Raw genomic sequence first — 25407 nt, forward strand, 5'->3', positions numbered from 1 at the left:
ATCTTTGCTATTTCCAATTACGAAACATAGATGCGTGCGGTATCGAAAATCGCGCGCTCGCGGGCGCCGATGGAGATGTTGGCCTGTGTGTAGGCTGTGCTCGCTGGCATTGTTGCGGGGTCGCTGGTAACGGCAAAGCTGAGCGCGATGGAGGCAATGCCGCTGACTGTTGCGTAAATCGGGCCGAGGAAACGCTGCGCAACAACATCCTGAGCAATATCGAGTGCAACACCGGTATCATTCAGGGATTGCTGCACACGCAGCAGACCATCGGCGGGGAATGTTTCCTCGCTTAATGTCGTGATTTTGCAGTTGATCCAGACATAGCGCCGCACCGGCCGCGTGAAGCCGATGCTGTGCCATTCCGTGCCGTTATGCGCACCGGTGCTGATCTGCACGGTCTGGCTGTTGAGGCCGTATGCGGTGATACCGGCCGGCTTCACCGCCTGAATCTGCGCAGCGACGGCGGCGTCTTCTCCGCCCTCGACAATGCATTCGACACTGTGCGGTGGCCGTCCGCCGTTATCGACGGAGGCTGTATCGTTTTCGATCACCATCGCGGCGGTGACACCTTGCACTTTCTGAAGCAGGCTGGCCCGGATAGAGGGCAACGTCCCGGCCCCCAGCCGATAGACACCGCGCGCATAGCGTGCCCGCAAGGCTGAATCGGTCTCATAGGGTCGCCCTGGCGTGGCATCCTGAAGATTGAGAATACGTTTAAAGCCGGAGATCGTGTTGCTGATCGTGGTGATGGAGTTTGCAGGGGCGGTATACGGCCCGTAATCACGCGCGATAAACAAACCGGGCGTTCCCATCTCCGTCATGATCAGCAAAGAAGATGTGGCAACGCTGATTGTTCTGCGTCCATCGGTAACGATACGAAGAACTGCACTGCTGCCGCTTCCCTGCACACTGGCATTGTATCCAGCGGAGGAAACAGCAGCCACGAGCTGCGCCAGAATGGCCGAGGCATTGGCCGATGCCGCGGTGATGCTGAAACTGACGGAGTTCAGCACAAGAGAATAACTTTGCCCCGCCACAGCGCTGCTGACGCCGATAGAGACATCGGCCAGAGTATCAGGGCTGATTTCCGTATCAGCCGCGAGCAGAAAACGCGTCAGCCCGGCCTGCTGAGGGGCGGCTGTTCCGGCGGGCACCAATGTGCCGGCATTGCCGTACAACACGCAATATACCTGCGAGCGCGTGGCCTGAAGCCGGGTGACGCCCGTGAATGAAACCGCCTTGTCCAGATTGCTGCCGCTGGCGGTGGCGGGATACATGGCGTTATAGACGCCCTCCGCCATTTCCCACAGCGCGGCCTCTCTCTCGGCAAAGGTGGCGACGATCTGGCCGAGGACGGTATCCGGCTGGGTTGCGATCTCCGCCCCGAATGCATTTTGCAGGGTGGTGATGATCTCCGCGCCGATATCGCTCATGCGGCGCTTGATGAAGCCGGACGGGGTGATGCCATAGCTGGTCATGAAACCTGTTCCTTTCAGGAAACAAACACAAAAAAAGCCGCATCCGGTGAAGGAGGCAGCTACGAAGAAAGACGGTGGATGGTTGGGGTGGGGAGCTATTCAACCAAAGTGATCGTTGATGTCCATGTTCCAAGTTCTTTATTGTCTACAGGCATATTATTGCCATCGTGTTCAATTGTACTGACATGATAACGTTTTTTGACGATTCCAGGATGTTTGATTACAACAGGATCACCCGGGATCAAATCAGGCCGCATCAATGAATAAACCGTTAAACCCTCTACTGGCTCATCTGAAGAAACAATTTGTTTTACATATGGATTATCGGTCGGGTTAATACCCTTCGTAAAAACAGACGCCTTTGGACCCTTGGAAGCAACTTCGACATAGCGGATCAGACCAGTTTCCATTGACAGCAGAATTTCCGGTTTAGGAAAAGGCTGACCTTTCTTGTTGACCTGTACAACATTATTCTGGACAGAGTATTCAAGTCCCTCAGCCTTACAGGCATCCTCAAGCATATTCTTCGATGAGCCATAGAAACTATACCCATGTTTCCAGCTGCGCCTTCCAAGACCATCCACAATCTTCAGGCCCAAACCTGCATCATGCGCAGCAGTCTCAATGATTTCCCTGACCGTTACATTCTCATACCCTGTGTAACTGGATCGAGAAGCTGATAAAATATCATTTCCATCAAATGCCGTGATGGTAATCGTATAGTCTGCATCTTTATGAGCCGTCTTAATTAGATTTGGCACTCCCACAAAAGCCAGAAAAAGATGAGATCCATATCCAGCATATATTTCCATTTTTACTGATTGTTTTATAAACTTAACGCTAGATCCTTTTAGGTTAAAAATTGTCAAACTGATGCTATTTCCAGAGCTTGTTATGGATCTCTTTATATTCAAAATGACCCTTAAATCATTAACATCATATAAATTATTTTCCTCTCCAAAAAAACGAATCCGAATTTTTCTTTCTGATAAATTCATTCCACTATTTCTCCATCACTATTACACGCGTTAAACAAATAAGACCAAAAATTTCCTGCTACTTCATTAGAATAAAAAACCCATCCATTGCTTGATTTTATCACTTCTATATAAACAAATACTCCATTTTTTAGAATTTTTTCTAACCCAATACAAGAAAACCAATCTCCATTATCATTAATTGTTACATATCCTCCAGCACGAAAATCTGGATGTTTTTTCTTAATTTCATCCCAAAATTGATCTATTATTATATCTGCATTTTTTCCTCTTAATTCGTGATATGGGCCAGGAGGTAAGGAGTATTTTCTTTTCATTTCTTTAATAAATTTAGGTGTTTGTTTTCTTTCTATTTCTTTTTTCTCTTCTCTCTCTTTCAATCTTTGCACAAGCAAATCATGCCTTAATTGTTCCAATACTTTTGGATCCCAGACATCTGCCGACGCGGGTATTGAGGCTAGCGATGTGCAAAATATCAGGAATGCACTGCATAAATGTTTTAGATTTATCATTCTTGAAACCTCTTTTTATCGTTCGACTACTATGCCGTTTTAATTAGATTTGGCACGCCCACAAAAGCCAGAAAAAGATGAGATCCATATCCAGCATATATTTCCATTTTTACTGATTGTTTTATAAACTTAACGCTAGATCCTTTTAGGTTAAAAATTGTCAAACTGATGCTATTTCCAGAGCTTGTTATGGATCTCTTTATATTCAAAATGACCCTTAAATCATTAACATCATATAAATTATTTTCCTCTCCAAAAAAACGAATCCGAATTTTTCTTTCTGATAAATTCATTCCACTATTTCTCCATCACTATTACACGCGTTAAACAAATAAGACCAAAAATTTCCTGCTACTTCATTAGAGTAAAAAATCCATTCCTTGCTAGATTTTATTGCAGAAAAATGAATAAAAACTCCATTTTTTAGAATTTTTTCTAACCCAATACAAGAAAACCAGTCTCCATTATCATTAATTGTTACATATGCCAAAATGGTATGAAAATCTGGATGTTTTTTCTGAATTTCATCCCAAAATTGATCTATTATTATATCTGCATTTTTTCCTCTTAATTCGTGATATGGGCCAGGAGGAACTACATATTTTCTTTTCATTTCCTCAATAAACTCAGGTGTTTGTTTTCTTTCTATTTCTTTTGCCTTTTCTCTCTCTTTCAATCTTTGCACAAGCAAATCATGCCTTAATTGTTCCAATACTTTTGGATCCCAGACATCTGCCGATGCGGGCATTGAGGCTAGTGATATAAAAAATATCAGCAATGCACTGCATAAATGTTTTAGATTTATCATTCTTGAAACCTCTTTTTATCGTTCGACTACTATACCGATTATAGACCTGACTTATAGCAGGATTATAATCCGGGATCGAGACAAACACAGGCATAAAAAAAGCCGCATCCGGTGAAGGATACGGCTTACAAAAATCCTGATATAATCAGTGAGAAACCTATGCGGCAGGTGTCCCTGATCGTCCGGAGCCGGGCTGTACACCGGTATGAGTATGCGTGCTGGTTGAAATATTGTTGAACACCGCATCCTGATCACCGGTGACCTTCCCCTTGATGGTCAATCCACCAGGGAGATTCAGCACCATGCCGCCGGAGGGGGTCATTTCCATGGAGGCCGAGCCGAACGCGATCACCATATTCTCCGCATGCGCCGGCTCTGTCGCAGCGCCATGATTCAAACCCGGCACGGCAATAGCGTCAGAGATGTTGCTTTGCCGGAAGTCGTCAACAACATCATCGCCATGATCCAGCCAGTTTTCCAAAGATCGCTGACAGAAATGCAGCATAACTCCATTCCCCGGATGCAACGGCCAGGTGATCGCAACACCGCCCCCGGTCGGAAACACCACCGGTACAGACACCACGCGCGGTGCTTTCAGGACGATCCCCTCCGGCGAGGTTTTGGACAGGGAAAGCTGCACCACCGCCCGCCGCGTTGCCGGATTATAGGAAACAATCGTCCCCGGCATTGTCGTGTTGATCCGATCGCAATGCGATGCAATCAGGTTTTTAAGAATCTGCTTGATATCAACAGTCATAATCAAAACTCCTTACAACGATGTTTGACAGGTGACATTCACTGCCAAATCACTTCGCCATCTGACTGGCAGGCTTGTTTGTATATTTCCTCATAAAAGCCATCTCCCACCACATAGCTATCAAGCAACCAACCGGCGTTGGACATAATCCAATCATGCTTCTGAACGGCTCCATTATTCATAATTTTCTGACCAGAGTAACATATAAACCAGTTTCCGCTATCGTTGACTGTAATATTTGAAGATAATTCCATTATATCTTTGCCTATTATAGGTTTATTTAATTTCTCATAAAAGTACTCATATAAATTTTTACACTCTTTGCTTCTGCATTCATGATATGGACCTGGCAGAACGCTGTACTTCTTTCTTAATTCTTCCAGAAGCTCTGGTGTCTGATTTTCTGCAATCATCTCCTGCACTTTAAGGTCCTGCCGGTATTGCTTCTGTTGAATCAGGTTCTTCTTCTTCCAAAGCGCATATTGATGCAGCCTCTCTGCTTTTTCCTGTTTCGTTGCAGGAACAGAGATACAGCGATGATCGATATCGCAATATTCCTTCCGCTCGACACATTTTCCGTTTCGATCACAAAACATATGCCATACAACGTGTGAATCATCATCTCTGTCGAAAGCCAGAGCGGAACCACACATCATGGCCACGCATAGGACCACCACCAGACCGGCAAGATTTTGACGTTTCATTCTCATGACCTTTTCACTGGAATCCCGGATCGAGCCACATGGACGCGTCTTGCATCCCGACACATCCATGGCAGGGATAGGGAGGGGGGATGGCTGTACTTTCCTCCCCCTCCATCCGCCCGCTCATGCCCCACCGATGCCGAACGGGATGCTGTCCGACACCACCCCGAACCGGGTGCGGGCAGAGAACACGATGGACAGGGTCCGGCTGGGGCGGTCCAGAGTCGTGGTCAGGCTTTCGACCGCCTCCACATCCGGAACCGACGCAATCGCCGCTGCAAAAATGGACTGCAAAACGACCCGTTGCGGCTCCTTGACCAGTACATTTTGCAAGTAAGGTATTCCAAAATCGAGGTCTAAAAACCACTCTCCACGCCATGCCCGGAGGGTGATTCCGATCTCCTGACGCACTCTGGCCAACCCATCGGAGAGAATCAGGTCTCCATTGGTCAAAAATACGTCCCGAGTCGCGTCCGCAAGAATGATGTCGTAGCCCATGCTAAAACCTTTCATATGTTACGTTAAAACTCTCTCCCGGCTTATCTCCCGGTGCCCTTCCCACCGGCCGAAACCGGAGGCGAAACAGCGGTCCCGGCAGGGGCTGAAACCGGGGAAGAAGGGGGATGAATTGCGTTTTCCGGGGAGCAGACATGTGTCCATGTCCACCCAAAATCGGGGTGTTGTTCGCTTTCCAGCAGCAACGCGCCCGAGGATGCCATCACGAATCGGTCCGAGTCGGACCCGCTCATCCCGGCCATCCCACCCTTCAATCGGGTGGTCGAACCGCACATATACCACTGCGATTCTCCCCCTTTCCCGTCCCGAAATCGAGTCGCATGCCCCTCTGAAATGCTGATTCCACGGCCCAGCCTCGCTTCCAGAGCAGCCTCAGCCTCCTGTCTCATCGCTGCCGACTCGCTGTCCGGTACGTGCTGAACGGGTTGCTGACTCACGCGAATCGGGGGCGCCTCAGCCGTGGAGAGTGCTCCATGGGCGCGGGCATGCAGCTCCGCCCGCTGTACAGCCCCCATATTGGCCAAGGCAGAGGCAGGATGAGGGGCCGTATCCAGGGGCTGGGCCATGGCACGGCTCAGCATCAAAACCGGCATGGCCAGCGCAATGCCGCGCCGGAAAACATCGCGGAAACGCAATAAACTCACTCTGGAAGCAGGGCAGAAGGGACATGCTTTCGGCATAGGGAACGGACCGCTGGATACAGGGAAAAACAGAGATGAGGCGGAGACCGGGGGAGGCAGAGCGGCCTGTCGGTTCCTGCCTCCATCAGCTGCTGTTCTGCGGGCGGAAATAAGGCCGAACAAAAGCAAAACAGTGGCGTCACCACGGGGCTTTGCGCTGGATCAGCCAGTGCCGGAGCCTCTGACACGGGTGGTGACACGGGTGGTGACAAGGGCCGGAACGCAGAAAGGGGGGAGGCAGCCTTGCGGCTCCCTCCCCCCTTCTCTGTAGGCTGCATTGGTTGGTGCAGGCCCTTTCTAATATTTTCCGGCGCTGTTTGCCAAGGATTTATGGCGACCCGTCAGTCCGCCCCTGCAAGGGAGGCAGCCATTTCAGCGGCGGAGACATAAACCAGCGATGCCCCGCCTTCACCCGGCAGATCGCTGCGCCCGATGCGTTCCTGCCCATTTTCCAGCGCGGTATCGGGCGGGATGGCGATGAGTTCTCCTTGCGGCATGGCCTCGGTACGGTAACGGCCGATCAGGGGGGTGTTGCCCAGCACGGGCAGCCCCTCCAACAGGGTGGTGCGGGTGGCATCCTGAAGCCCGATGGTCCAGAACCCGGCCTCGCTGTTCCAGGACAGATGCAGGAAGAAGGGCTGGCCATCCAGCGCGGCCTCCATCACGCTGTCATTCAGATCGGGCACGGAAATCAGCTGCATATCCGGTTTCCTTTACGGTCAGGCCGACAGGCCGAGCGCGGTTGCAACCCGCGTGATCAGGCTCGGGGGTGGGGTGGCGGATTGCGCTTTTCCAGCGGGAATGGCGGAGGATCCGGTCTTGCCGCTGACCTCGGCGGCGGCATTGCCGCTGACCGCCACATCGGCCTGCACGATGCGTATCTGAAGGAAATCGAGCTTGATCTTCAGGGTGCGGCTTTGGGATTCGCCATCTTTCGTGATCCCGCGATTGATCTCGCAACCGGTCATGGCCATGTTCGGATAGACATGCAGCCCGGTCACCACTGTGACAGGAAGATGGGCGGTATGCAGCTCCTCCAGCAGCTTGACGGTATCCTCCAGCCGCGAAATCCCGCGCAGGCCGAGATTCCATGGCCGAAACAGCGTGGCATTGGCCGAGGACACGGCCCCCGTGATTGTCAGCCGCGCCGATTGCGGGATGATGCCGTCGGAAATCGGCATGCCCTGTTCCACCGGATATTGCGTGGCGAGGGAGGGCAGCTGATAGCTCTCCATACTCAGCAGATCCAGATGCAGCGCCCCCTTGGTGGCGGGGACGGGAGCGGGTCTGGTTTGGCCCGTATTGGCAGCCCCTCCCCCGCCTTTATCAATGGGCGCAAGAGCAATGTGCCGGGGAGTCGCCTGATATTCCAGATAGGTCTGGCCGGAGGCGCCAAAAATCAGATCCAGCGTGTTCAGCATGGGGGAAGCCTTATGGGAAAAATGATCCTCCGCCCTGCTCCCGCAGGAAACAGGGAGAGGGAGAGATCAGGGCGGAGGGATCGTACTCAGGTGGCGTTGATCAGCCGGGCGCCTCCTCCGGTAAGGAAGAACGAGCCTCGGCAACCGGTTGACGCAGCGCATCGCTCAGCACGGTGGCCATACCGGCCAGCAGACCGCCATCACGACGGATATCGCCATGACGCAGCAGGTCGTGCAGCAGGAAAGCCAGCACATGGCTCGGCCCTTCCGGCTCGGCCCGCAGCGTGGCCAGCAATGCCTGACCATAGGCCGCCCCCAGCCCGCAATCGGTCAGATAATCGCCGCTTGGCTCCGGCGCCCAAAAGCGCGTGCCACTGCCATCGCCGGCCACCCGCACAAAGGGCAGGGTGTGCAGACCCTGCGCAACGGCCTGATCGGCCGCAGACGCCCCCAGCGCCATGCAGGGCGGCGTCCATGCAGTAAAAGGCGGCTTTGGCTGCTGGCATGGCATCGTGCTGTTCTCTGTTTCGCCTCCTGCCTCGGCAGAAAGCGATGACGGTTGTTTTTTCCTGTCAGTCTTTATGGCCATGAACGGCCCCTTCTTGATCGCTGCTCCGGACGGTTGTGGGGCCGTTCGATGCAGCCAGTTGCAGCATGTCGGTCGGTGTCATCACCCATGGCGTGAAAATGGCCATCGGTTTTTTCACTTTAGCGTTATTTTATGAAAATAAAGCGTATGTTTTCTTTTTCTCTTTTTTTATACAATTTAGCCTTCCGATCTTTTGTCTCCGCTATTGGCTTGCCGGGCGAAGCCGTCAGCGCTGCCTTCCAGACTGTCGGACACACCCTGTGCGGCGAGGGCTGCGATGGTGTCGGCATCCCCGGACGGAGCAGTGATGGAAATGGAGGGCGCACCCACCGACACATTGGTGACGTAGCTGACCGCCCCTGCGGCGCGGCCAATGCTGTCGGGTTCTGCCGCACCATGCAGTGGATCACGCAGCAGGCTGACTGGCGGCAGCATGTCACCCAGCACCTGCCGCAGGGCGGACAGACCGGGCAAAGGCGCGGGTGAAAGTGCGAGAGATGCGACAGGAGAAGCCGTTGGTACAGCGGGAGCCTCCATGGAGAAGACTCCTTCCCTGCCTGCGTTTTCCCGGCCGGGATCGAGGAGTTCTGACGCGCCCCTTTCCGCATTTCCCCCTCCTGCAGCACGGTTTTCGACAGAAGAAGAAAGCGGGGACGGCAGCAGTGCCGCACGCCACGCGGTCAGACCGGACAGCAAGGAGGACGCCTCCCCTGCCAGGGCGGCGACAGGCCCGTGCCTGCCCTGCGCCTCGGCTGAGAGGCCCTCATCACCTGTCGTGGAGGATGGGACCGCCCTGTCCCGATGCTCCATGACAGGCAGCAGAGAGGTCAGAAGAAGCGGCAAGGACGGAGCAGCGGCAGCTCCGTCCGAGTTGGTATCAGCCTCTTGCGGAGAAGCTTTCAGCGCCATCACCAAATTTTGAAGAATGTCAAGTCCTGACTGCGCTGTGTTGCCTGGCCCGATGCCTTCAGACATGGGGGAAAGGGAGGCATCCTCCGGCCTCGCGGTCCATGCTCGTATGGCGCCTTGCAGCGCGCCGGTCAGGTCGATCGCGCGCTCTGTCCCCGCAGGCTGCGTGGGCTGCCCGTCTGGCAACAGGCTCCTGAAAAGGCTGAAGGAGGCGCCGGTCGCCGAGGCTTGCGCCTCCTGCATCTCCTGCCGCAGGGAAGCGCGGAAAGCAGAAGCCGGATCATCGTTCCCCCCCTGCTGTATGGAGGGTTGCCCGGCCATCAGCTCCGGCGTGGCAGAAACGGGCGGAAGTTGCGGCAACAACAGAGCTTCCGCCTGCCGCATGATCCGCCGGGTCAGGGAAGTCTCCTGTACCGTTTCTTGCGAAGAAGACGCCGGCTCAAGCGCCGACAGCATCCTGTGCAGGGGGGGCCTCTCCATCTCGGCAGAAGGAAGGCTGGAAGGCGTGGCAAACTGCCCCATCATCGCCAGCGAGGCAGCTGGCACAAGCTGCATCAACGCACCCCGCATTGTCTGCGCCATGGCAGGCAGGGAGAGGGCCTCCCCACCCGCAACCATGCTCCCCGCCGCTGCGGCAGGGCCCTGCGCAGCGGCCGGGCTCTGCGCCCATGTCAGCATGGCTTGCGACATGGACTGCCCCGCCGACTGGATCGCCGACAGGGCAGGCATCAGCATACCGGACATCGCATCGGCCTGGCTGCCGGCAGCATTGGATGGCTGAACACCCGAACCGCCCAGTTTCGCAGCCATGGCAGCGGTGCGTTCCATTTCCTCGCGCAGACGCGTCGTTTCGGCACGCGCCTCATCGATCCCGCTGCGGTCGAACTGAAACCGGATCAGCGTGACCAGTTCACGCAGAATGGCCATTGCCCTAACTCCTTCTTGCCGTTCCGTCTGTCCGGTTACGCGCCAGCTGATCCCGCTTGGCCGCCGCATGCTGCTGCGCACGCATGTCCAGCAATGCGTTCAGCTTCAGCAGGTCATCCAGCGTCACCACCCCGCCGCGCAGCTCGCCCAGCGAGACATGCCCGGCCAGAAGGGGACGCCAGATCAGTAGTTCCGACCTCAGTTCTTCAGAGAGCTGTCCGCCGTTCCCATTGCCGTTCCCATTGCCGCTTTGCGGTTCGTCCCATTCGGCAGAACCTGTCCAATGAGGGTTCTGCCGCGCTCGAAAAAACCCGCGTAGTTGATCCTCACCACCTCCATGCACAGCTCGATGGCCTCCGATACGTCGGAGAACACCGAACCGGCCATGGCATGACTCAGACGACGCGCCGTGGCGGGGTCATCCCCCACCGCGATGCAATCGGGGTCGAGCAGAAGACGCGCAAGTTTTTCCAGCGCCTCTCCATCCAGCCCGCGCGAGAGATCGCGCAGGCCCTGCATGATGGCTTCCTCACCACGCGCCGTGTCCATCAGCGCGGCGAAGGGCGCCAGCAACACACCCTGCAACGAGCCGAGAATACGCAGCGCACGAAACGGATCGAACCGCTTGATGTGATAAACCTGCGCACCGATCGTGACGCTCTCGCGTCCTTCCTGAATTGATCCGCCTTGCAACATGGTTTTCATGACCTTCAGGATTTACGGAAAGCGGTAGCGAGCTGCGGGGACACCGCCGTAATGCTCCAGGCCCGCGTTGTGCCCTTCGCGCTGCGCTCATGACCGGCCCGGCCATTGATCCAGCAGGTGCCGGCGGAAAACAGCAGGCCGCCCCCCAGATCCTCGATCAGGATCGGCACCGGAATGCTGCCATTCGACAGACGATCCGCCGTATACAGCGCATCGAGATGCTCGTTGCTCGGGCTGCTTTGCAGCAGGGTCAATGTGATCTTGACCCGTGGATCAACACTGAAACTGCGCATGACTTCCCCATCCGCACCAACGCTGGAATCGAAGCCCGCGCTCTGTTCATCGACCGTAATGAACTTGTCACTGGAAAAACCGCTGATCGCCACACCACCGATCACGACGTACACATTGGACGGAGAGTAATTATAGACATTGCCAGCCATGATCATCATTCCTCAAAAAATGGAAATTTCCGCGCTCAGATTGTGTAGGACAACGTGCCGTTGATCTGGACCAGATGCACCGCACCGGCCAGACGCGCCCGGAAACTGATGTCACGCAGCACACGGCTGGCTTTGGTGTTGGCGGAGATATTGGCGGATAGCGGAACCGAAATCGTGTAGGAAGGAATCGGGTTGTTGTTACCATCCAGCTCCGGCGGCGCGATCCCGCCCCGGCGCACACCCAGATCGAGTGCCGCCTGGACCTTGCTTTTCACCATCAGAATGCCCTGATCGGTATAGGGAATACGGTTATCGACCATCATCTGGAACACGCTGGTCTTGATCTCTTCCTGCAACCAGTCGCGGAAGCGGATGACATCGATCCACTCGCCACCTGTGGTTTTTCCGCCCTGGGTGATGGTGACATTGCGGAAGCTTTCGAACGTATTACCGTTCTTGCCACGTACGGCGCTGCTCTGTCCTTCCCCCAGCGTATCGGCGCTGACACCGGGCAGCGTGCAGTTGGCCCAGCTTTCCTGACCCGGATAGAGGGTGAACATCTTCGACATCACCGCCGCATCCGGGAAATCGGTGGCCGCTGCGGCGTGATAAAAACAGAAGGTGCGGAAGTAATTTCCAGCTTTCAGCCGCGACAGCGTATCGGTGGTCTTGGTGGAATCCAGCGCATCGGTTTCCGCAATCGCTGTGCCGAAGAGTTTACCGTTGGCTTCGGCCCATGCGGCTGCATCCAGAATATTGGCCGGCGTCCGGTCCGGCAGGATCAGGCCGTACCAGCTATTATCGCTGGTCTTCATGGCCGAGAGGGCGGCCGTCAGTGTTTCATTCTGGCCGCTGCCATCCCAGAAGCCGATATAGATCTGTGAGATATGCGGTGTCACGCTGAACGCATCCGCGGCGGCAAGATAGGCCGGATGCGTGGCCGTCAGACCGTACGGAGCAGCCAGCAGATCACTGGCAGCCGTGATAATACCCGTGCGCGGCAGAGCGGTGGTGCTTTTCAGCACGATCAGCATATCGCTGAAACTCTGCGTATTCACGGAAGCAGATTGCAGCTTGATATCCACCGTGACGAGGCGATCGAGATTAGCCATGCGGCGTCTCCATTTCGATGTTCAGGGAAAGGGGGACTGGCGCACCGCCCCCCGGTAATGTTCCGGTGGCCTGAACCTTTTCGATCAGGCCGACCACATCCGCGCCACGCATGACATGGCCGAGCGTCAGCTCCATGGCTGCCCGCTCCTCCCATATCGTTTCCAGCAAAGCGGAGATATTGAGGACGGGGCCGCAGGACAGCACGGCGATGCCATGCAGAAAGGCATTGTCCTGCGTGGTGGAGAAACCCAGTCTCTGACGCAGCGTATCCAGAATATTCAGTGCAGACGGGCCGAAAACCTGAATTTCCAGCGTGTCCTGCATGGGTGTTTCCACCACCATCAGCCCATCCGCATTGACGGCGCCATACCATGGTCGTGCGATGGGTCTGCTTCCTTCCTCACTGCGCAGCCAGCGCAGGGTGGCGTATGGAAAAGCCGGGCGGGGTGCATTCTGCTCCGCCCAGATCAGCGCGCAGTCGAGCATCGGCTGCACGAAACCGTGCACCGTGCCATCATCCAGCATGATGGAACTCCCTTACGGTTCGAGTGAGGCGAGGTAACGGTGATGATCCACCCGCATCCCGGCATCCCAGGATTGCCGCGCGATAATGCGATAACGGCGCGGAGCGGTGTCTCCGGCAGTGGTATACAGCACGCAATCTCCGCGCTGACCGGATGCATTCCCGATACCCAGCACGGCATCGGTATAAATCCGGATCAGCGCAGTAATCGCCTGACCACCCGGCAAGGGTTGTATCTGCTCCGCATCACTGACGGAGGCAGGCTGCACCGTGGCAGAGATGGTCTGTGTCACCGGAGAGGCCGGGACGAAACGGCCGGCAACATAGCTGCCCGTTCCTTCCCTCAACACCGTCAAAGACTGGCGGAAACTGGTTTTCATGCCTAATCCCCCATGCTGACGGGAAACCGGCCATCAACCATGGTCGAGATCTGATCCAGCAACCATTCCTCCGGCTCACCACCCTCCAGGGCGAGGGCGGCGGCCTCCGCACAGGCATCGGCGATGCTGCCGGCCCGTGCATCGGTGAAGGCGCGCAGATAAGGGCGCGCGGCCGTGGCACCGGAACCGAACTCCGCCGCCACGGCTGCGGCGACCTCTCCGGTTTGATTATCCTCACGCTCTCCCACATGCTCTCTGGGGCCGATGCGCAGGCTCAGCCCCTCCAGACGGGATAAAGCCGTACCGAGCGTATCCATTATTCCGGCTCCCCGGTCAGAACCGCACCGGTCGATAAAGGACGCAGCAGCGCCTCATACCGCGCCCGGTAATTGCCTGCCGCCTCGGCTTCGGCGCCCGTCAGGGCACGCGGGAGATATTCGATCTCCAGCTCGCCTTCCCGTTCCCGCCGCAGCGCCTGCCCCGCCCCGGCGGTCCCGCTACCGGACAGGGAAGAAGCACGCAGGCTCAGCAGCCATGCCGCATACAGCGCCATGGCCTCCTGCCTGCGACCGGGGGAGAGTGTGGCGGGGCAATGTGTCGCCGCCACGCCCAGCGCATCCGTCACCGCCTGCGCCGGGGCATTGGCGAATTCCGGTGCCAGAATAGCCAGCAGCACCGGAGCCGGATAAGGCGCTGATGCGTCACTCATCGCCTACACCCCATCCAGATAGCGGATCGCACCCGGCTTGCGGATATCGACCCCGCCGAGACGGAAAATCCCCGGTACCTCGAACCGCATCGGCCCGCTCTGCCAGGGGGCGAGGAACTGAAGCGGCATCGGGATATGCAGCTTCATCACATCCGGCGCCCGGCGATAGACGATCATGCGGCCGACACCGGAGGCTCCGGCGCTTTCCAGACCGGGAATACCGCGCACAGTCAGCGGCAGGCCGGTGGTCAGCGTGTAGATATTGGTGCGGGCGAGGAAGCTCAGCGCGGTCTCGCTGGTGGCGGGAATGCGCGTCTGGGAAAGCTTCAGCCAGCGATCCACCGGCAGCAGCACGGTATCGGCCATCTCCACCCGCAGCGATGCAGTCTGGATACCGGTCAACGCCGCATTCACATCGTCGATGATCTCATCAACGGTTTTATGCGCCCAGTCCGGATTGCCGGAGGCTCCATTCGCCACCGTGCCCGCCGTGACCGCCGGATGGGACAGCAAACCGCTGAACCCGCGCGCCGCATCGCCACGCAGCACGATGTCATCGACGAATTCTTCATAGGCACGGCGTGCGGCCTCGGCTTTTTCCGGGCCGAGATCAATGCCGTACTGGCGTGCATGTTCCAGCTCGGCCAGATCATAGCCATAGCCGATTGCAGCCATGGAGACGGTGACGCGCAGCCTGTCGCGCACGATATCGGCACGCGGCACATCCTGCGCCTGACCGTTGAACCATTGGGCGCGGCCCACCGTGTCGGCGGAAACATATTCCACCACCTGGATCCATTCCGGCGCGGTGGTATCCACCGGGATCAGGGACGGATACAGAATATCGGCATATTGAATGCGATAGATTTCGGCTTCCAGCGCGGCGGCCTGACTGACCAGAAAGCTCAGTCCGGTCTGCGCATCGAACCGGGTATGCTGAAGGGAGCTGTTCATTCTTCCAGAACTTTCTTGTAAGGATCAGGACAGACGCAGACGGGCCAGACCGCCCGCAGGGGCGCTGGTGTCGAAGGTCGCATTCGGAATGGCGGTGTTATTGGAGGACGCCGCCGTGATCGCCCCGGCGGGGGTCAGATAGGCGGCTGCACCGGCGCTGACGCTGGCAGCGACACGCACCCAGATCACACCCTTGTTGAGCACGGAGAGCGGCGATCCGGCGGGATAGGTATCCACCGCCTGCCCCGGCAGCGCAGGCACGGTATGCACGGCGAGCGCGATCCCCAGAAACCGCGCAGCCGTCGCGGAGGGCAGACGCACGCTCTGATCTTTCACGCCCTGAACAACGGGCTTTCCAAAAGCGATGTCGGTGTCGGCAATGCGGGTCAGGATGGTGACCGGCTCGGCATTGGCCTGCATGCCCTCATACGCATCGGGATGACGGGCGGCGTAGCTGGTTTGCAGCGGCGGCATGATCAGTGTTCTCCTGCATGGGAAGGCCGCGTGGAACGCCACGCAGCGGAAAGGGTCGCCTTGTAGGTTTCGTAGGCACTCAGCGGAATTTTCTGACGGGATGCCGCTTCATCCCGGCGCTGTGCGACGCTGTACTGCGCCTGCACCGCGCCCGCCTGCATCCGGGCCTCTGCCACACAGAGATCGAATGCGGCTTGCAGATAGGCGGAGGATTGTCCCTCCAGCACCAGCGCATCGCCCCGCACGGCGCGGATCACAGCAATACGAAGCTCATCATCGGAAGCATCATCATGGAGCGTGACACCAAGACCGGCAGCATCCTGTTCCAGATTTCGACGGGCCTGCCTGATTTTTTCCTGCTCAAGCCGTGCTGCATCGGCACGGGCGGCATCACGCTCCGCCGTGACCACCGCCAGCGCCGCATGAAGCGGACAATCCGGCGTGCAAGCGGGCGCTGTATCGGCACGATCCAGATTCAGCCGTGCATTCCCTGCGCGCCCACGCGGGACAATGGCCACGTGATTGACACGGATACCGCGTTGCACGGCATCATAGGCTTCGCCATCCACCTCCCCCGGCGTTTCATCCAGATCGAGGCGATAGCCAACCGACAAATCACGCAGACCTTCATCGACGGCAGAGGTATCGTGAATCACTATGTCGGCAACAAGGTTATCTCCATCCTGCCGCCCCTCGCTCATAACCGCGCCAACCACCGTGCCGGCAGCATTGGCGGCTGTGATGAGGCCGGATGTCGGCGGCGGATGACCCACCGTGATCGGACGCCCGCGGAAACTGGCGAGACTGTCCGCATGGAATACTTCTTCCGGCGGACGATATTCGCGCCGCTGCGCGCCCGTCACCGGATCGGTGTAAGTGAAAATGCCGGTGCGCGTCAGTACCGGCGTATCGGTGATGAACCCGTCATCATCACGATGCGCGCGCGGCAGCGGCACCATGTCATGGCGCTCGGTAATCATGCTTGCTCCTGACTATAAAATTGCGACTCAGAGAGTCTGTGAAGCGGTGCCGGACAAGGTTTCCGCCTGCACCTGCGCCTGCACCCTGGCCAAAGCGGCCTGCGCGTTTTTCAGCGCAGCATCGGCCTGTTCCGTTTCACTGGGAATCCATTGCGGCGGGAAAAATAATTGCCAACCTGAGGGTGCAGAGGCCCGCAATCCTCTCTGCTGCCATAGCAAGGACACCAGACGTTCCAGTGCCGGGACCAGCACACGCCGCTGCATCGCCTGCACCAGCGCGATATACACTTCCCGATCCCCTTCCCCGGTCGCGTTCTGACCGGCGGCGGAACGCCCGAACAGATGCGTCACCGGAATACCGGTGCAGGCAGCAATGGAAATCTCGAATGCCTCGATCTGGTCGCTGACACCGGAAAGATTGAGATCGTGAACCTGCCACTGGTCCCCGGCATCAATGACCACGGTGTTCAACACGTTGCGCGCCAGATCGACCCGGCGCACACGCTCCCGCACGCTTTCCAGCAAGGGTGAGTTCGCGGCATCATCTGCCTCCATCGCCGCCTGACGCAGCAGGTCGCCGAGGCCGGCCATCCCGAACACCGCCTGTTGCTTGCGTTCCAGCATGCCGCGCGACAGCCGCAGCGCATCCTGATAACGCTGAACCTCCTCCAGACACCCGCTCAGCACCGAGCGTCCGCGCCAGGGCAGACCGTTGCTCATGCCATGTGGCAGCGGCGCACCCGGCAGGGGCAGTAACCGCGTTTCATGCACCGTGAACATCGTGCCGCCACCGCGCGGTGTCACGCGATACACCATCGGCTGACCACAGCGTGCATCGGCGGGATCATCGTAAAGCTGATCCACCGTGATTTCCTCGGCGTCGAACACACGTAGTTCAGCAATGCCGGACAGGGAAGAGAGGCGCAAAGGACGCTGTGGATCGGCCTCATCATCCGCGAACAGCATCACGGCGGCTCCGCCGAACAGACGTGCCCAGCGCAATGCCTCCGTCATCCGCGCCGGAACATGCAGCCGGGCGATCTCCGCCGCCATGGCCTGTTCCGCAGCCGCGTCACCATCGCACAGAACAGTAACACCCCGTGACAGTGCATCTTCCGCCGGAGCATCGACAATCCGTGCCGCCAATCCTCCCTGAAGATAGGCCGATAAAACCGTACCAGCCGCGCGCGTGTCGCCAGGCATCATCAGCGTTCCCGGCTGCACAGCACCGAGCACACCGGACAGATAATCATCGAGCCGTGTGCCCATGATTGCATCCTTGCAGAAAATAAAACCGATTTTTAAAGATAGGCGAGGAACGATGCGCGCGTGTCCCGCCCCTGCGTCAGCGCCAGAAAAGCGCGGGACAGCGCATCCACCTGGTCGTCATGTCTGGCGGAGGGAAACCCCGCCAACTCATCCAGCAATGCCGCCTGCCAGGCACCCGGCAGCATATCGACATTGCCCGCATTCACCTGCGCCGCGAACGGCATGGCGCGGGTGGATTTATCGCCGCTCTCCGGCGAGGTCTCGACGACATAACCGCCGAGCATCCGCGCCAGATAAGCCGCCTGTGCCTTGCCTGCCTGACCGGGGTCACGCGGGATGGAAATCCGCACCGACGCACCATCCCGGCTGGCCGTGGCGGCGATGATGCGCGTCACATCCTCCGGCCCGCCACGCAGACGCACGATATCGCCAATGACAAAACGCCCCGCGGCATCACGACCCAGCCGCGCCCCCACCGTCCAGTCGGGATCACCGGTACCGGTCTGTCGCGTCGCCGCCAGATCCCAGGCCCGCACCCATTGCACAGAAGCCGGTGCCGCAAGAATGCAGGACAGAGCAGCCGTTTTGAACAACGCACCCTCTGCAGGGCGCGGCTGCTGCTGATACAGCGCCGCCCAGTCCCGCATCGCGCCACCGCGTTCATACTCCGCCTTCACGCGCTGCAATTCACCGGCATAGCCGTAGGAATCATCTCCCCACAACCATTCTCCCGGTAAGCGGCCCAGCGGATCATTGTCCTCGGCCTGCGCCGGCAGATTGACGCGACGCCATGACGATCCCTGACGCAGCAACAGGCGGCCGCCCAGATCATCCTCATGCCACCGTGTCATGATCACCACGATGCGGCCACCCGGTTTCATACGGGTGCGCAGATCAGCCCCGAACCAGTTCCACACACGCTCCCGGCAGGCACGGCTATCGGCATCGGCCCTTGATTTGACAGGATCGTCGATGATTGCCACATCCGCACGCCGTCCGGCAATCGGGCCGCCAATACCAACGGCCTTATAGGCCGATCCGTTCTCCGCCTCCCAATCCCTTGCATTTTCACGCCGCAATCCGGTACCGAGAATGGAAGCGTAATCACGCAGACAGGATTGCACACCACGGCTGACATGATCAGCCAGATCGGCGGTATGGGAGGCGCCGATCACCCGGATGCCAGATTGCAGCGCCATCAGCCATGCAGGAAAAATACGGCTGGCATAAGTCGACTTCGCCGATCCCGGCGGCATGGTGATCAACAGACGATCGACTGTTCCATGCGCCACCGCCTGCAATTCTTTCAACAGCAGATGATGATGCGCAGCCGGATAAAGATTCTGTTCCGCCATGACCAGGCGTGCAAACTCCGGAAGGCTCTCCCTTGCTGCCAGATCGCGCAGGCGGCGACGCAGCGCCAGTTCCCGTCTGAGCGCAGTATCCGCCGCCTGCATCGACATATGAGATAAATCCTAGGTTTTTTTCTGATGGGCGCGGAGGGAATCCAGTTCCGCCTCGATCTCCGCACGGCTCATGGCCTGCGCCGGATCGCGGGAGGGCGTTTCCCTGAATAATCCCAGCGCCCGACCAAGCTCGACCAGAGCAGCGCGTTTATCGGCAAGCTTCACCCGCAGGCCACGTGGCGTTTCAACCACTTCCTCGATCGCAAAAGCGGTATCGTCATCGAGTGAGGACGATGCCTTGACCCGCAACCCGTCCTCCGACCATTCCAGCACGTCGCGCGCATCATAAAATGCCAGACGCGCCAGAGCCGCGACTATGTTTTCCTTTGTCACAGGCTGGATCATTTTCTTTTTATCTGCTTCCGTCTCCTGCTGCGCCTCATGCGCCAGAGCGGCACGGATGGCAGCACTGTTGAGACAACGCCTTGCCCCCGCGGCAATCTGCGCCGGCGAGAGATCAGGACCATAGCTGACAGCATAAGCCTGCTCGGCATTGCCGTTCAGCGCGGCATAGGCCACCACGAATTTCTGCTGCCGATCTGTAAGAGAAAAGCGTGTCACGCCCTGATCCTTCGGGTCTTTCCGTCCGAGCGTGCATACAAAAAACCCCGTGTTTTCACACAGGGTTTGCAAAGACCGGATTTGAGGGAAAATCTTCCGAACCGGACAAAATTCCGATTTGATATAAAAACCCTACTTTATCATCCCGGTGATCGTCAAGCTTTTTTTCCTTTTCATCCTGAATGAATCACAATATCGCCTCTTTATAACGGGTTTATAATCCTGCCATGTAGTCGATAATGGCCTCGATCATCTCATCCGGCAGGGTTTTCGCGCTAAACCCCGGCATCTGCCGGCCCGGCCAGTCCCGCACCGAGGCCGGATCACGAATATAGCGATGCAGGGCTGGCCGCTGAAAATAGGCTGTCGGATTCATGGGTTTTCCAAGATCAGGCCCAACCGAGCCATCCCCCGCGCCATTCAGCCGATGGCAGGGCAAACAGAAAGCGATAAAAGCTTTCTGCCCCTGCTTGATCCGTGCCGGTGCATCCGGTGACAATGCCAGTTGAGGCCAGCGTTCCAGAGGTGCCGTTCTGATGGCCAAATGGGTGATGCGATACGGCCAGTATTCGCTGGAGACACGCTCCGCGCCTGCACCACTCCAGATGATGTAAAATGGCCCGGCACTGGCTTTCTTACCCGGCAAAGGCGGCCATGGATATTGAGGATCCTCCACCGCCAGCCATGGCTGCGGCTGAGACGCATCCTGTGACGCCGCTCTGATCATCTGTAATGGCAGATCGGCGCTGAACCCGTCCGAGGCTGTGGCGGTCAGCACGCCGCTATCATCCGTCACTTTCCCCAGCAACGCCGCGAGGCTGACGGCACGATAACGCCGTGTCCCGCCATAACTGCCATCCTGCACTGTGACCCATTGTGCATCAGACCGTGCCAGCAAGGCGGCAGCGGACAGCGACTGTTTCCGGCCATTGGAAGAACCGATCACCAGCGTCTCCGCCGGCGTCTCTGCCGTCCGGGCCGTCATGACGGGACACACTGCCAGCATGATGACCATACCCGCCTTCCAGAGCCTGCGTCTCATCCGACCTGATCCTGTCCTCATCGCATAAAAAAACCGCTCCATCCCGGCGGAAAACCGGCATGGAGCGGGCAAAACAGTAAGGGAAGAAACCTGAAAAAACTATCAGATCAAGGCTGAGGCCGCGATCAGAAATTCACGATCATATCCAGGTTGAACCACAGCATGTCATTCGTGCCGTTATTCACGACAGGGAAATAGCCATTGGCCGCGCTGGGAACTGCGGATTCATTGAACGGGTTGGTGCCGTTCAGCGAACGGTCATAGCGGATTTCCGGGCGCACGGTGAACTTGCCGCCCCAGAACATATGACGGTTCACGAAATCCGGGCGATAGGTCACACCCAGCGTCAATTCGCCATAGGTGGTCGGCGGCGCAAGATAGTACGGGTAAGGCTTGTTGCTGATGGCACGGGTGAAGGAGGTAAAGCTGGCATATTCAGCGATAATCAGGCCGGTATTGTCGCGGAACACTTCACCACGGGCGTTGAAGGTCAGGTTCGGATTGATATCATAGGCCAGATAGGTGGTCACGCCATACGCATCGGCCCGCAGCAGATCGTCATGCAGATAGGTGGCATCGACCGTCACGGTCGTTTTCTCGTTCACCTTATAGCTGGCGAGGAAATCGGCATTATACTGCATCTCGTCATTGGCACGGGGGCCGACACCGGCACTGGTCCACAGCCCGTCGGGTGAAGTCACCGGATAGCTGTTGTTTCCCTGCGGGCCGAAATGACCGATCAGGTGCATATTCAGCTTGTTGTCCATCAGGTTGTTCCACTGAACGCCGATGGTGCCCTTGGGACGGTTGTTATTACCCGCATTGCCGAAGCTGGTGGAATTACCCGCATCCACGCCGAGGATGAAATCCATCTTGTCGGTCAGATGTGTCGTCGTCATTACCCCGATCATTTCGAAGGGGACGATGTAATCAGAGGCATAATTGAACGTATAGAAAGGCCGCAGCAAGGCCGGCGTGCCTTCCGATCCCAGCAGACCGTACATCTGGCCGACCTGGATATCCACGCCGCCCTTGGTAAACCACGGCAGGTGGAAATCAATATGCGCCTGCGTCGGCACCCATTGATACAGCCCGGTCAGCACGCCATCCGCCATACCGATGGTGGGATCGAAGCGGGCGTCAGAGCCGTACATCATCTCGAACACAAAGCCCACACCATAGCCTTTGCCGACATCCTGAATGGGATGCGACAGATTACCCATGATCTGGTTCATCGTGACCGTATTGGCACGGTCGGCATAGAACTGGCCGAAATTGCGGCCCGATTTGGTCCACGGATTACCCGTAATGCCGGCCTGAATGGTCAGATGCGCCTCCGTATTATCCCAGTAGGAGGCTTTGGATTTCGGCTTCTGTGCAGCTGAGATCGCCTGCTGCTGCTCGGCCGGCATTTCGCTGATGGTGGGGCGCATTTCATCCCCTTTCGGTTCCTCCGGCACCTGGGCGCGGCCTTGACCCGCCAGTCCGAACAGAACGGTTCCGAAACAGAGTGCAGTCGTTGCCCGCCAGATCATTTTCCCGTTCACGGATACAACCTTTTTATTGTCTATATTTTCAGATTTTCTTCCGCCTCTGTGTCCATTTGCGAATAATCACTGACGTTTGTCAGCAAGCTGCATCAGGATGACAGTGGCGTTACCAAAGTTTCATGGAGCCAAAGCCCGGTTATTGAACAAAGCCGACACAAACTTTTATTTCAGCTTCGAACAGACTTATTTTGACCTGTTGAGACCAATTCATCACGTTTCCGGACTGTTCCATACGTGCCGGAACCTGTTTTACCATCTTCATCATGATCCCCCGCTCTGCTTCCTTGCCTCCCCCCATGGACACCCGTTCAAGGGGCCACGCCACGGCGAAGCATATGTCTGCCAACTACAAAGCAACTGGCATGCCATAATTCCTGTCAGGTAATTTTTTTTCCTGATATCCGCGTAAACAGGGCCATTTCCTTTCAGCAAGCGTTCACCCAGGCGAATGGCGTGCCGTCAGGAAATGGCTATTTTTTTATCATGATGAACAAAGGATGACTTTTATTTTAAGATTGGCAGGCAAAACCGTTTTGGAATTGAATCTTTTCAGGCCGATGCAGGAAAGCGTCCCTCTCCCTTATCGACACCCGTTACCAACCCCATTCAGTCATATTTTTTTACATTCCAGACAGACTGTTTAAGAAATCGACCCTTATATTGAGGATAACGATAAAGATACGGGAGAATAAAAATGCCAGTCTTTACCAGCCCAGTACTTTCCAACAACAAGGGCAAAACCCATATCCGCGGCATGATAACTCATGCTGTTCTTGCTACCTTCGTGCTTCTGGGTGCTGCGGCTTGCGCCGGCACGAGCAATGACGGCTTGAACGGACAGACCGTGATGGAAGAAACCATGGATACGCATGAGGCCGGTTTCTGTCAGGACAAGCTGATGTGGGGCCCGCAGAAACGCCCACAAATCAGGCATGTCTGCGAAAAATAAAGGATCTTCTCCTCACCGGCCCCGATAAAGGATGAGTGCAGCAGACAGACAGAGAGAGAGGCGTGGTGAAGCTGATGAAGCCTCACCGCGCCTCCTCGGGTTTTGAGGGGGAAGCAGGTTGCCGACCCGCATAATGATCGGCCAGCGCGTCCAATGCCTCGATCAACCACGGCCGGGCACGTCCATTGCGCATGTGATGTGCCTGTTCGTATGCTCCCAGCGTTTTCCAATCCACCACGACCCAGGCGAAGACCGCCCGCGACCGCTCCGGCACCGCGGACAAAGCGGCACGGCAGCGGCGGAGTGCCAGAAGCTGCCGCTCAGCCGGGCCATGCCCCGGACCTGCCGAATTCGTCACACGTCCCAGCGCCAGAGAAGTCATCCGGCATCCGGCGGAAATACCCTGCGCCCGCGCATACTCATCGCGGAACCGCTCGGCAGCGCAGAACAGGGCCTGCGGCAGATCGCCACGTGCATGCATCAGTTGCAGCCCATCCCGGCGGCGACGCAGCCGGATCGAAGGGGACTGACTGGCTTCTCCCTTCTCATCCGGGGTATTTTCCTGTTGCAGGGACAGCATCACCGTTTCCCTCAGGATACGCGGGGAAAGGTCGGACGGGGCGGAGAGATAGCTCATGATGTAGGTTTCCTGCGTGATAAAGGCGTTCTGAAAGGGGAAGCCGGATCTTCGACCCGCGCCGCGCGCTCCTGACGCCATGCGTTCAGCAGGGTGCTGACGGCGGCGATTTCCTCGGGCGATGGCGGCTTGCGCTCCGGGATCGGAGGAGACGAAAATTTTCCGGACGGGGGCAAAGCGCGGGAGGGCGGACGATGGGCCCGCCACCATGCCGACAACCCGTTGCGCACATCATCAAAGCCCGGCATCTGCATCCGCCGCGGCGCACAGGCGACATGTTCCAGACTGGCTTCGGTAAAGGCCGCATCCGGCATGCTCCTCAGTAAAGGAGCGTAGGCGCGGAACGCCCGCAAAGCCTCCGCCGGATCGGTCGGGTAAGTCAGCTGCGCCAGCGCCGTAAACCAGTCGCGCCGCTCCATCAGGCGCTGATGCGACGGCAGGGGATCAGACCGTGGAGGAAGGGGCATTATGCTTCCTCCCCCATGGTGCAGGCCGCATGGCCGGGCTGCCATGCCGCATGCTCCCTCAGTAAAGCGTCCTGACGGCTGATGGCTCTTTTGCCGCGCCCCCTGTGGGAAGGGTTGTGGGAAGAGGAGGAGGCCGACCGCTCCGCATCGCCACGGCACCAGATGCGCCATGTCGCCGGCCAATCCCGCCGCAGACCGGCAGACCCCGACCGGGCCTGCCAGTAATCCCGGAACCGGGGCAACACCTCCTCCACCCTCAACCCCAGAGAGGTTGCAAAGCGCTGCTCTTCCTCTCCCGGTTGCCAATCCGGTGGCAGACGGCATCCTTCCGGCCCCCTCTGATGAGGATCCACCTGATGAGGGAGAGAGTGATTTTTTTCTCTCTCTGTCTCTATCCCTGTCCCTTGCATCTGCGCCTGCATATCCGGGGGCAAAGCGGGCGGAGCATGTTTCTCCCACCGGGCACGGGCGCGGCTGCGCTGGGCAAGGCGCATCGCCCAGGCCTGACAGGCTTTTTCCGCCACCACCGCATGATACAGCCGCCCATCCGCACAACGCTGCCAGCCATGCAGCGCCATGGTCCGCAGCCTCGGCCAGCGATTGCCCGCCCCGCTCAGCCGGGCCAGCACACGGTCATCATCCGGCAGGCTGCCCGCCGGGCGCTGGGTCCAGCTTTTCAGGATCAGCAGCAGGGCGGCCTTGAACTCATCCCCGCTGGACAGCGCCACCATATCGCTATCCGCCAGCCGCTCCACATCCAGCGGCATGAAAGGCAGGCCGCGGAGATCGCTTTCCGGCGGGGTCAGGGGGAGGGGCAAAGCTGAGGAAAGGGCTTCATGACTCATGCGCCTAATCCTCCATCACCCGGTGTTCAGGGCAGCGG

General features: G+C 57.7%; 33 protein-coding genes. 1 reads left to right on the plus strand and 32 read right to left on the minus strand.

The window, feature by feature from the left end:
- Window positions 1-17: 17 nt before the first annotated feature.
- The 29 genes from GBCGDNIH1_RS20330 to GBCGDNIH1_RS20455 all read right to left on the minus strand — a co-directional run bounded on the left by GBCGDNIH1_RS20330 (window position 18) and on the right by GBCGDNIH1_RS20455 (window position 22456).
- A complete protein-coding gene (locus tag GBCGDNIH1_RS20330; protein WP_011632263.1) occupies window positions 18-1481 on the minus strand; it encodes a baseplate J/gp47 family protein in 1464 nt (487 codons plus the stop codon).
- Window positions 1482-1576: 95 nt separating this feature from the next.
- Window positions 1577-2479, minus strand: a complete 903-nt coding sequence (locus tag GBCGDNIH1_RS20335) for a hypothetical protein (RefSeq protein WP_011632264.1) — start codon at window positions 2477-2479, stop codon at window positions 1577-1579.
- Entirely contained in the window at window positions 2476-2895 is a 420-nt protein-coding gene (locus GBCGDNIH1_RS24825; RefSeq protein WP_162288474.1) for a hypothetical protein, read from the minus strand. Before GBCGDNIH1_RS24825 ends, GBCGDNIH1_RS20335 begins: the two co-directional genes overlap by 4 nt.
- A 125-nt stretch (window positions 2896-3020) precedes the next feature.
- Window positions 3021-3284 carry a hypothetical protein gene (locus tag GBCGDNIH1_RS24830; protein WP_125911024.1) on the minus strand — a complete coding sequence of 88 codons (264 nt, stop codon included), beginning with the start codon at window positions 3282-3284 and terminating at the stop codon, window positions 3021-3023.
- Window positions 3281-3799 (minus strand): hypothetical protein, encoded by a 519-nt coding sequence (locus GBCGDNIH1_RS24835; protein WP_072563954.1) that lies wholly within the window; start codon window positions 3797-3799, stop codon window positions 3281-3283. Before GBCGDNIH1_RS24835 ends, GBCGDNIH1_RS24830 begins: the two co-directional genes overlap by 4 nt.
- A gap of 157 nt (window positions 3800-3956) precedes the next feature.
- A complete protein-coding gene (locus GBCGDNIH1_RS20340; protein WP_050748445.1) occupies window positions 3957-4556 on the minus strand; it encodes a Gp138 family membrane-puncturing spike protein in 600 nt (199 codons plus the stop codon).
- Window positions 4557-4594: 38 nt separating this feature from the next.
- The gene (locus GBCGDNIH1_RS20345; RefSeq protein WP_025318791.1) at window positions 4595-5266 is read right to left on the minus strand and encodes a hypothetical protein; all 672 of its coding nucleotides are present in this window, start codon (window positions 5264-5266) and stop codon (window positions 4595-4597) included.
- 117 nt (window positions 5267-5383) lie between these two features.
- Entirely contained in the window at window positions 5384-5758 is a 375-nt protein-coding gene (locus GBCGDNIH1_RS20350) for a hypothetical protein (protein WP_025318790.1), read from the minus strand.
- 41 nt (window positions 5759-5799) lie between these two features.
- Window positions 5800-6420 carry a hypothetical protein gene (locus GBCGDNIH1_RS20355; RefSeq protein WP_125911026.1) on the minus strand — a complete coding sequence of 207 codons (621 nt, stop codon included), beginning with the start codon at window positions 6418-6420 and terminating at the stop codon, window positions 5800-5802.
- A 377-nt stretch (window positions 6421-6797) separates the two neighbouring features.
- Window positions 6798-7157, minus strand: a complete 360-nt coding sequence (locus tag GBCGDNIH1_RS20360) for a phage baseplate plug family protein (RefSeq protein ID WP_011632270.1) — start codon at window positions 7155-7157, stop codon at window positions 6798-6800.
- Window positions 7158-7175: 18 nt separating this feature from the next.
- Window positions 7176-7877 carry a phage baseplate protein gene (locus GBCGDNIH1_RS20365; RefSeq protein ID WP_011632271.1) on the minus strand — a complete coding sequence of 234 codons (702 nt, stop codon included), beginning with the start codon at window positions 7875-7877 and terminating at the stop codon, window positions 7176-7178.
- A gap of 100 nt (window positions 7878-7977) precedes the next feature.
- Window positions 7978-8466, minus strand: coding sequence for a hypothetical protein (locus GBCGDNIH1_RS20370; RefSeq protein ID WP_011632272.1), 489 nt, complete (start codon window positions 8464-8466; stop codon window positions 7978-7980).
- 177 nt (window positions 8467-8643) lie between these two features.
- On the minus strand, window positions 8644-10302 hold the full coding sequence (locus tag GBCGDNIH1_RS20375) for a hypothetical protein (protein ID WP_011632273.1): 1659 nt from the start codon (window positions 10300-10302) through the stop codon (window positions 8644-8646).
- 4 nt (window positions 10303-10306) lie between these two features.
- Window positions 10307-10429 carry a hypothetical protein gene (locus tag GBCGDNIH1_RS25085; protein WP_267888612.1) on the minus strand — a complete coding sequence of 41 codons (123 nt, stop codon included), beginning with the start codon at window positions 10427-10429 and terminating at the stop codon, window positions 10307-10309.
- A 71-nt stretch (window positions 10430-10500) separates the two neighbouring features.
- Complete coding sequence (locus GBCGDNIH1_RS24845; protein WP_011632274.1) at window positions 10501-11007, minus strand: phage tail assembly chaperone; 507 nt, start codon at window positions 11005-11007, stop codon at window positions 10501-10503.
- Between the two features lie 5 nt (window positions 11008-11012).
- Complete coding sequence (locus GBCGDNIH1_RS20390; protein WP_025286985.1) at window positions 11013-11450, minus strand: phage structural protein; 438 nt, start codon at window positions 11448-11450, stop codon at window positions 11013-11015.
- Window positions 11451-11485: 35 nt separating this feature from the next.
- Window positions 11486-12562, minus strand: coding sequence for a DUF3383 family protein (locus GBCGDNIH1_RS20395; RefSeq protein ID WP_011632276.1), 1077 nt, complete (start codon window positions 12560-12562; stop codon window positions 11486-11488).
- Complete coding sequence (locus GBCGDNIH1_RS20400; protein WP_011632277.1) at window positions 12555-13088, minus strand: phage neck terminator protein; 534 nt, start codon at window positions 13086-13088, stop codon at window positions 12555-12557. The genes GBCGDNIH1_RS20395 and GBCGDNIH1_RS20400 overlap by 8 nt, the downstream gene beginning before the upstream one ends.
- A 12-nt stretch (window positions 13089-13100) precedes the next feature.
- Window positions 13101-13466: a hypothetical protein gene (locus GBCGDNIH1_RS20405; protein ID WP_011632278.1), complete on the minus strand. Its 366-nt coding sequence runs from the start codon at window positions 13464-13466 to the stop codon at window positions 13101-13103.
- Window positions 13467-13468: 2 nt separating this feature from the next.
- On the minus strand, window positions 13469-13783 hold the full coding sequence (locus GBCGDNIH1_RS20410; protein ID WP_011632279.1) for a hypothetical protein: 315 nt from the start codon (window positions 13781-13783) through the stop codon (window positions 13469-13471).
- Window positions 13783-14175: a DUF4054 domain-containing protein gene (locus GBCGDNIH1_RS20415; protein ID WP_011632280.1), complete on the minus strand. Its 393-nt coding sequence runs from the start codon at window positions 14173-14175 to the stop codon at window positions 13783-13785. Before GBCGDNIH1_RS20415 ends, GBCGDNIH1_RS20410 begins: the two co-directional genes overlap by 1 nt.
- Before the next feature lie 3 nt (window positions 14176-14178).
- Entirely contained in the window at window positions 14179-15129 is a 951-nt protein-coding gene (locus tag GBCGDNIH1_RS20420; RefSeq protein ID WP_011632281.1) for a DUF2184 domain-containing protein, read from the minus strand.
- 24 nt (window positions 15130-15153) lie between these two features.
- On the minus strand, window positions 15154-15603 hold the full coding sequence (locus GBCGDNIH1_RS20425; protein ID WP_011632282.1) for a structural cement protein Gp24: 450 nt from the start codon (window positions 15601-15603) through the stop codon (window positions 15154-15156).
- Between the two features lie 2 nt (window positions 15604-15605).
- Window positions 15606-16583, minus strand: coding sequence for a DUF2213 domain-containing protein (locus GBCGDNIH1_RS20430; protein WP_011632283.1), 978 nt, complete (start codon window positions 16581-16583; stop codon window positions 15606-15608).
- Between the two features lie 27 nt (window positions 16584-16610).
- Window positions 16611-17852 (minus strand): phage portal protein, encoded by a 1242-nt coding sequence (locus GBCGDNIH1_RS20435; RefSeq protein ID WP_011632284.1) that lies wholly within the window; start codon window positions 17850-17852, stop codon window positions 16611-16613.
- Between the two features lie 32 nt (window positions 17853-17884).
- Window positions 17885-19315: a phage terminase large subunit gene (gene terL, locus GBCGDNIH1_RS20440; RefSeq protein WP_011632285.1), complete on the minus strand. Its 1431-nt coding sequence runs from the start codon at window positions 19313-19315 to the stop codon at window positions 17885-17887.
- 12 nt (window positions 19316-19327) lie between these two features.
- On the minus strand, window positions 19328-19879 hold the full coding sequence (locus tag GBCGDNIH1_RS20445; RefSeq protein WP_025318779.1) for a terminase small subunit: 552 nt from the start codon (window positions 19877-19879) through the stop codon (window positions 19328-19330).
- A gap of 214 nt (window positions 19880-20093) precedes the next feature.
- Window positions 20094-20921 carry a cytochrome c gene (locus GBCGDNIH1_RS20450; RefSeq protein ID WP_043452913.1) on the minus strand — a complete coding sequence of 276 codons (828 nt, stop codon included), beginning with the start codon at window positions 20919-20921 and terminating at the stop codon, window positions 20094-20096.
- Window positions 20922-21046: 125 nt separating this feature from the next.
- Window positions 21047-22456, minus strand: a complete 1410-nt coding sequence (locus GBCGDNIH1_RS20455; protein WP_025318778.1) for an outer membrane beta-barrel protein — start codon at window positions 22454-22456, stop codon at window positions 21047-21049.
- A 709-nt stretch (window positions 22457-23165) separates the two neighbouring features.
- Here GBCGDNIH1_RS20455 and GBCGDNIH1_RS20465 point away from each other — a divergent pair.
- The gene (locus GBCGDNIH1_RS20465) at window positions 23166-23420 is read left to right on the plus strand and encodes a hypothetical protein (RefSeq protein ID WP_043452915.1); all 255 of its coding nucleotides are present in this window, start codon (window positions 23166-23168) and stop codon (window positions 23418-23420) included.
- Between the two features lie 82 nt (window positions 23421-23502).
- Here the strand turns inward: GBCGDNIH1_RS20465 and GBCGDNIH1_RS20470 are convergent, their stop codons facing one another.
- The 3 genes from GBCGDNIH1_RS20470 to GBCGDNIH1_RS20480 are packed head-to-tail and all read right to left on the minus strand — an operon-like array spanning window position 23503 to window position 25369.
- Window positions 23503-24057, minus strand: a complete 555-nt coding sequence (locus tag GBCGDNIH1_RS20470) for a DUF6456 domain-containing protein (protein ID WP_011632291.1) — start codon at window positions 24055-24057, stop codon at window positions 23503-23505.
- Entirely contained in the window at window positions 24054-24524 is a 471-nt protein-coding gene (locus GBCGDNIH1_RS20475; RefSeq protein ID WP_011632292.1) for a hypothetical protein, read from the minus strand. Before GBCGDNIH1_RS20475 ends, GBCGDNIH1_RS20470 begins: the two co-directional genes overlap by 4 nt.
- Window positions 24524-25369: a YdaU family protein gene (locus tag GBCGDNIH1_RS20480; protein WP_011632293.1), complete on the minus strand. Its 846-nt coding sequence runs from the start codon at window positions 25367-25369 to the stop codon at window positions 24524-24526. The genes GBCGDNIH1_RS20475 and GBCGDNIH1_RS20480 overlap by 1 nt, the downstream gene beginning before the upstream one ends.
- Window positions 25370-25407 lie beyond the last annotated feature (38 nt).

Source organism: Granulibacter bethesdensis CGDNIH1 (genome assembly GCF_000014285.2).
In the GTDB taxonomy this organism is placed as follows: Bacteria; Pseudomonadota; Alphaproteobacteria; order Acetobacterales; family Acetobacteraceae; genus Granulibacter; species Granulibacter bethesdensis.

What these genes read in the sequence shown, in the direction of transcription:
- GBCGDNIH1_RS20480 (WP_011632293.1), bottom strand. Translation starts at nt 25,369, where the DNA reads ATGAGTCATGAAGCCCTTTCCTCAGCTTTGCCCCTCCCCCTGACCCCG.
- GBCGDNIH1_RS20470 (WP_011632291.1), bottom strand. Translation starts at nt 24,057, where the DNA reads ATGAGCTATCTCTCCGCCCCGTCCGACCTTTCCCCGCGTATCCTGAGG.
- GBCGDNIH1_RS20455 (WP_025318778.1), bottom strand. Translation starts at nt 22,456, where the DNA reads ATGATCTGGCGGGCAACGACTGCACTCTGTTTCGGAACCGTTCTGTTC.
- GBCGDNIH1_RS20465 (WP_043452915.1), top strand. Translation starts at nt 23,166, where the DNA reads ATGCCAGTCTTTACCAGCCCAGTACTTTCCAACAACAAGGGCAAAACC.
- GBCGDNIH1_RS20375 (WP_011632273.1), bottom strand. Translation starts at nt 10,302, where the DNA reads ATGGCCATTCTGCGTGAACTGGTCACGCTGATCCGGTTTCAGTTCGAC.
- GBCGDNIH1_RS20405 (WP_011632278.1), bottom strand. Translation starts at nt 13,466, where the DNA reads ATGAAAACCAGTTTCCGCCAGTCTTTGACGGTGTTGAGGGAAGGAACG.
- GBCGDNIH1_RS20400 (WP_011632277.1), bottom strand. Translation starts at nt 13,088, where the DNA reads ATGCTGGATGATGGCACGGTGCACGGTTTCGTGCAGCCGATGCTCGAC.
- GBCGDNIH1_RS20365 (WP_011632271.1), bottom strand. Translation starts at nt 7,877, where the DNA reads ATGCTGAACACGCTGGATCTGATTTTTGGCGCCTCCGGCCAGACCTAT.
- GBCGDNIH1_RS20415 (WP_011632280.1), bottom strand. Translation starts at nt 14,175, where the DNA reads ATGAGTGACGCATCAGCGCCTTATCCGGCTCCGGTGCTGCTGGCTATT.
- GBCGDNIH1_RS20335 (WP_011632264.1), bottom strand. Translation starts at nt 2,479, where the DNA reads ATGAATTTATCAGAAAGAAAAATTCGGATTCGTTTTTTTGGAGAGGAA.
- GBCGDNIH1_RS20330 (WP_011632263.1), bottom strand. Translation starts at nt 1,481, where the DNA reads ATGACCAGCTATGGCATCACCCCGTCCGGCTTCATCAAGCGCCGCATG.
- GBCGDNIH1_RS20450 (WP_043452913.1), bottom strand. Translation starts at nt 20,921, where the DNA reads ATGAGACGCAGGCTCTGGAAGGCGGGTATGGTCATCATGCTGGCAGTG.
- GBCGDNIH1_RS20340 (WP_050748445.1), bottom strand. Translation starts at nt 4,556, where the DNA reads ATGACTGTTGATATCAAGCAGATTCTTAAAAACCTGATTGCATCGCAT.
- GBCGDNIH1_RS24845 (WP_011632274.1), bottom strand. Translation starts at nt 11,007, where the DNA reads ATGAAAACCATGTTGCAAGGCGGATCAATTCAGGAAGGACGCGAGAGC.
- GBCGDNIH1_RS20360 (WP_011632270.1), bottom strand. Translation starts at nt 7,157, where the DNA reads ATGCAGCTGATTTCCGTGCCCGATCTGAATGACAGCGTGATGGAGGCC.
- GBCGDNIH1_RS20420 (WP_011632281.1), bottom strand. Translation starts at nt 15,129, where the DNA reads ATGAACAGCTCCCTTCAGCATACCCGGTTCGATGCGCAGACCGGACTG.
- GBCGDNIH1_RS20410 (WP_011632279.1), bottom strand. Translation starts at nt 13,783, where the DNA reads ATGGATACGCTCGGTACGGCTTTATCCCGTCTGGAGGGGCTGAGCCTG.
- GBCGDNIH1_RS20395 (WP_011632276.1), bottom strand. Translation starts at nt 12,562, where the DNA reads ATGGCTAATCTCGATCGCCTCGTCACGGTGGATATCAAGCTGCAATCT.
- GBCGDNIH1_RS20425 (WP_011632282.1), bottom strand. Translation starts at nt 15,603, where the DNA reads ATGCCGCCGCTGCAAACCAGCTACGCCGCCCGTCATCCCGATGCGTAT.
- GBCGDNIH1_RS20370 (WP_011632272.1), bottom strand. Translation starts at nt 8,466, where the DNA reads ATGGCCATAAAGACTGACAGGAAAAAACAACCGTCATCGCTTTCTGCC.
- GBCGDNIH1_RS20345 (WP_025318791.1), bottom strand. Translation starts at nt 5,266, where the DNA reads ATGAGAATGAAACGTCAAAATCTTGCCGGTCTGGTGGTGGTCCTATGC.
- GBCGDNIH1_RS20350 (WP_025318790.1), bottom strand. Translation starts at nt 5,758, where the DNA reads ATGGGCTACGACATCATTCTTGCGGACGCGACTCGGGACGTATTTTTG.
- GBCGDNIH1_RS20435 (WP_011632284.1), bottom strand. Translation starts at nt 17,852, where the DNA reads ATGGGCACACGGCTCGATGATTATCTGTCCGGTGTGCTCGGTGCTGTG.
- GBCGDNIH1_RS20475 (WP_011632292.1), bottom strand. Translation starts at nt 24,524, where the DNA reads ATGCCCCTTCCTCCACGGTCTGATCCCCTGCCGTCGCATCAGCGCCTG.
- GBCGDNIH1_RS24830 (WP_125911024.1), bottom strand. Translation starts at nt 3,284, where the DNA reads ATGAATTTATCAGAAAGAAAAATTCGGATTCGTTTTTTTGGAGAGGAA.
- terL (WP_011632285.1), bottom strand. Translation starts at nt 19,315, where the DNA reads ATGTCGATGCAGGCGGCGGATACTGCGCTCAGACGGGAACTGGCGCTG.
- GBCGDNIH1_RS20390 (WP_025286985.1), bottom strand. Translation starts at nt 11,450, where the DNA reads ATGGCTGGCAATGTCTATAATTACTCTCCGTCCAATGTGTACGTCGTG.
- GBCGDNIH1_RS20430 (WP_011632283.1), bottom strand. Translation starts at nt 16,583, where the DNA reads ATGATTACCGAGCGCCATGACATGGTGCCGCTGCCGCGCGCGCATCGT.
- GBCGDNIH1_RS24835 (WP_072563954.1), bottom strand. Translation starts at nt 3,799, where the DNA reads ATGATAAATCTAAAACATTTATGCAGTGCATTGCTGATATTTTTTATA.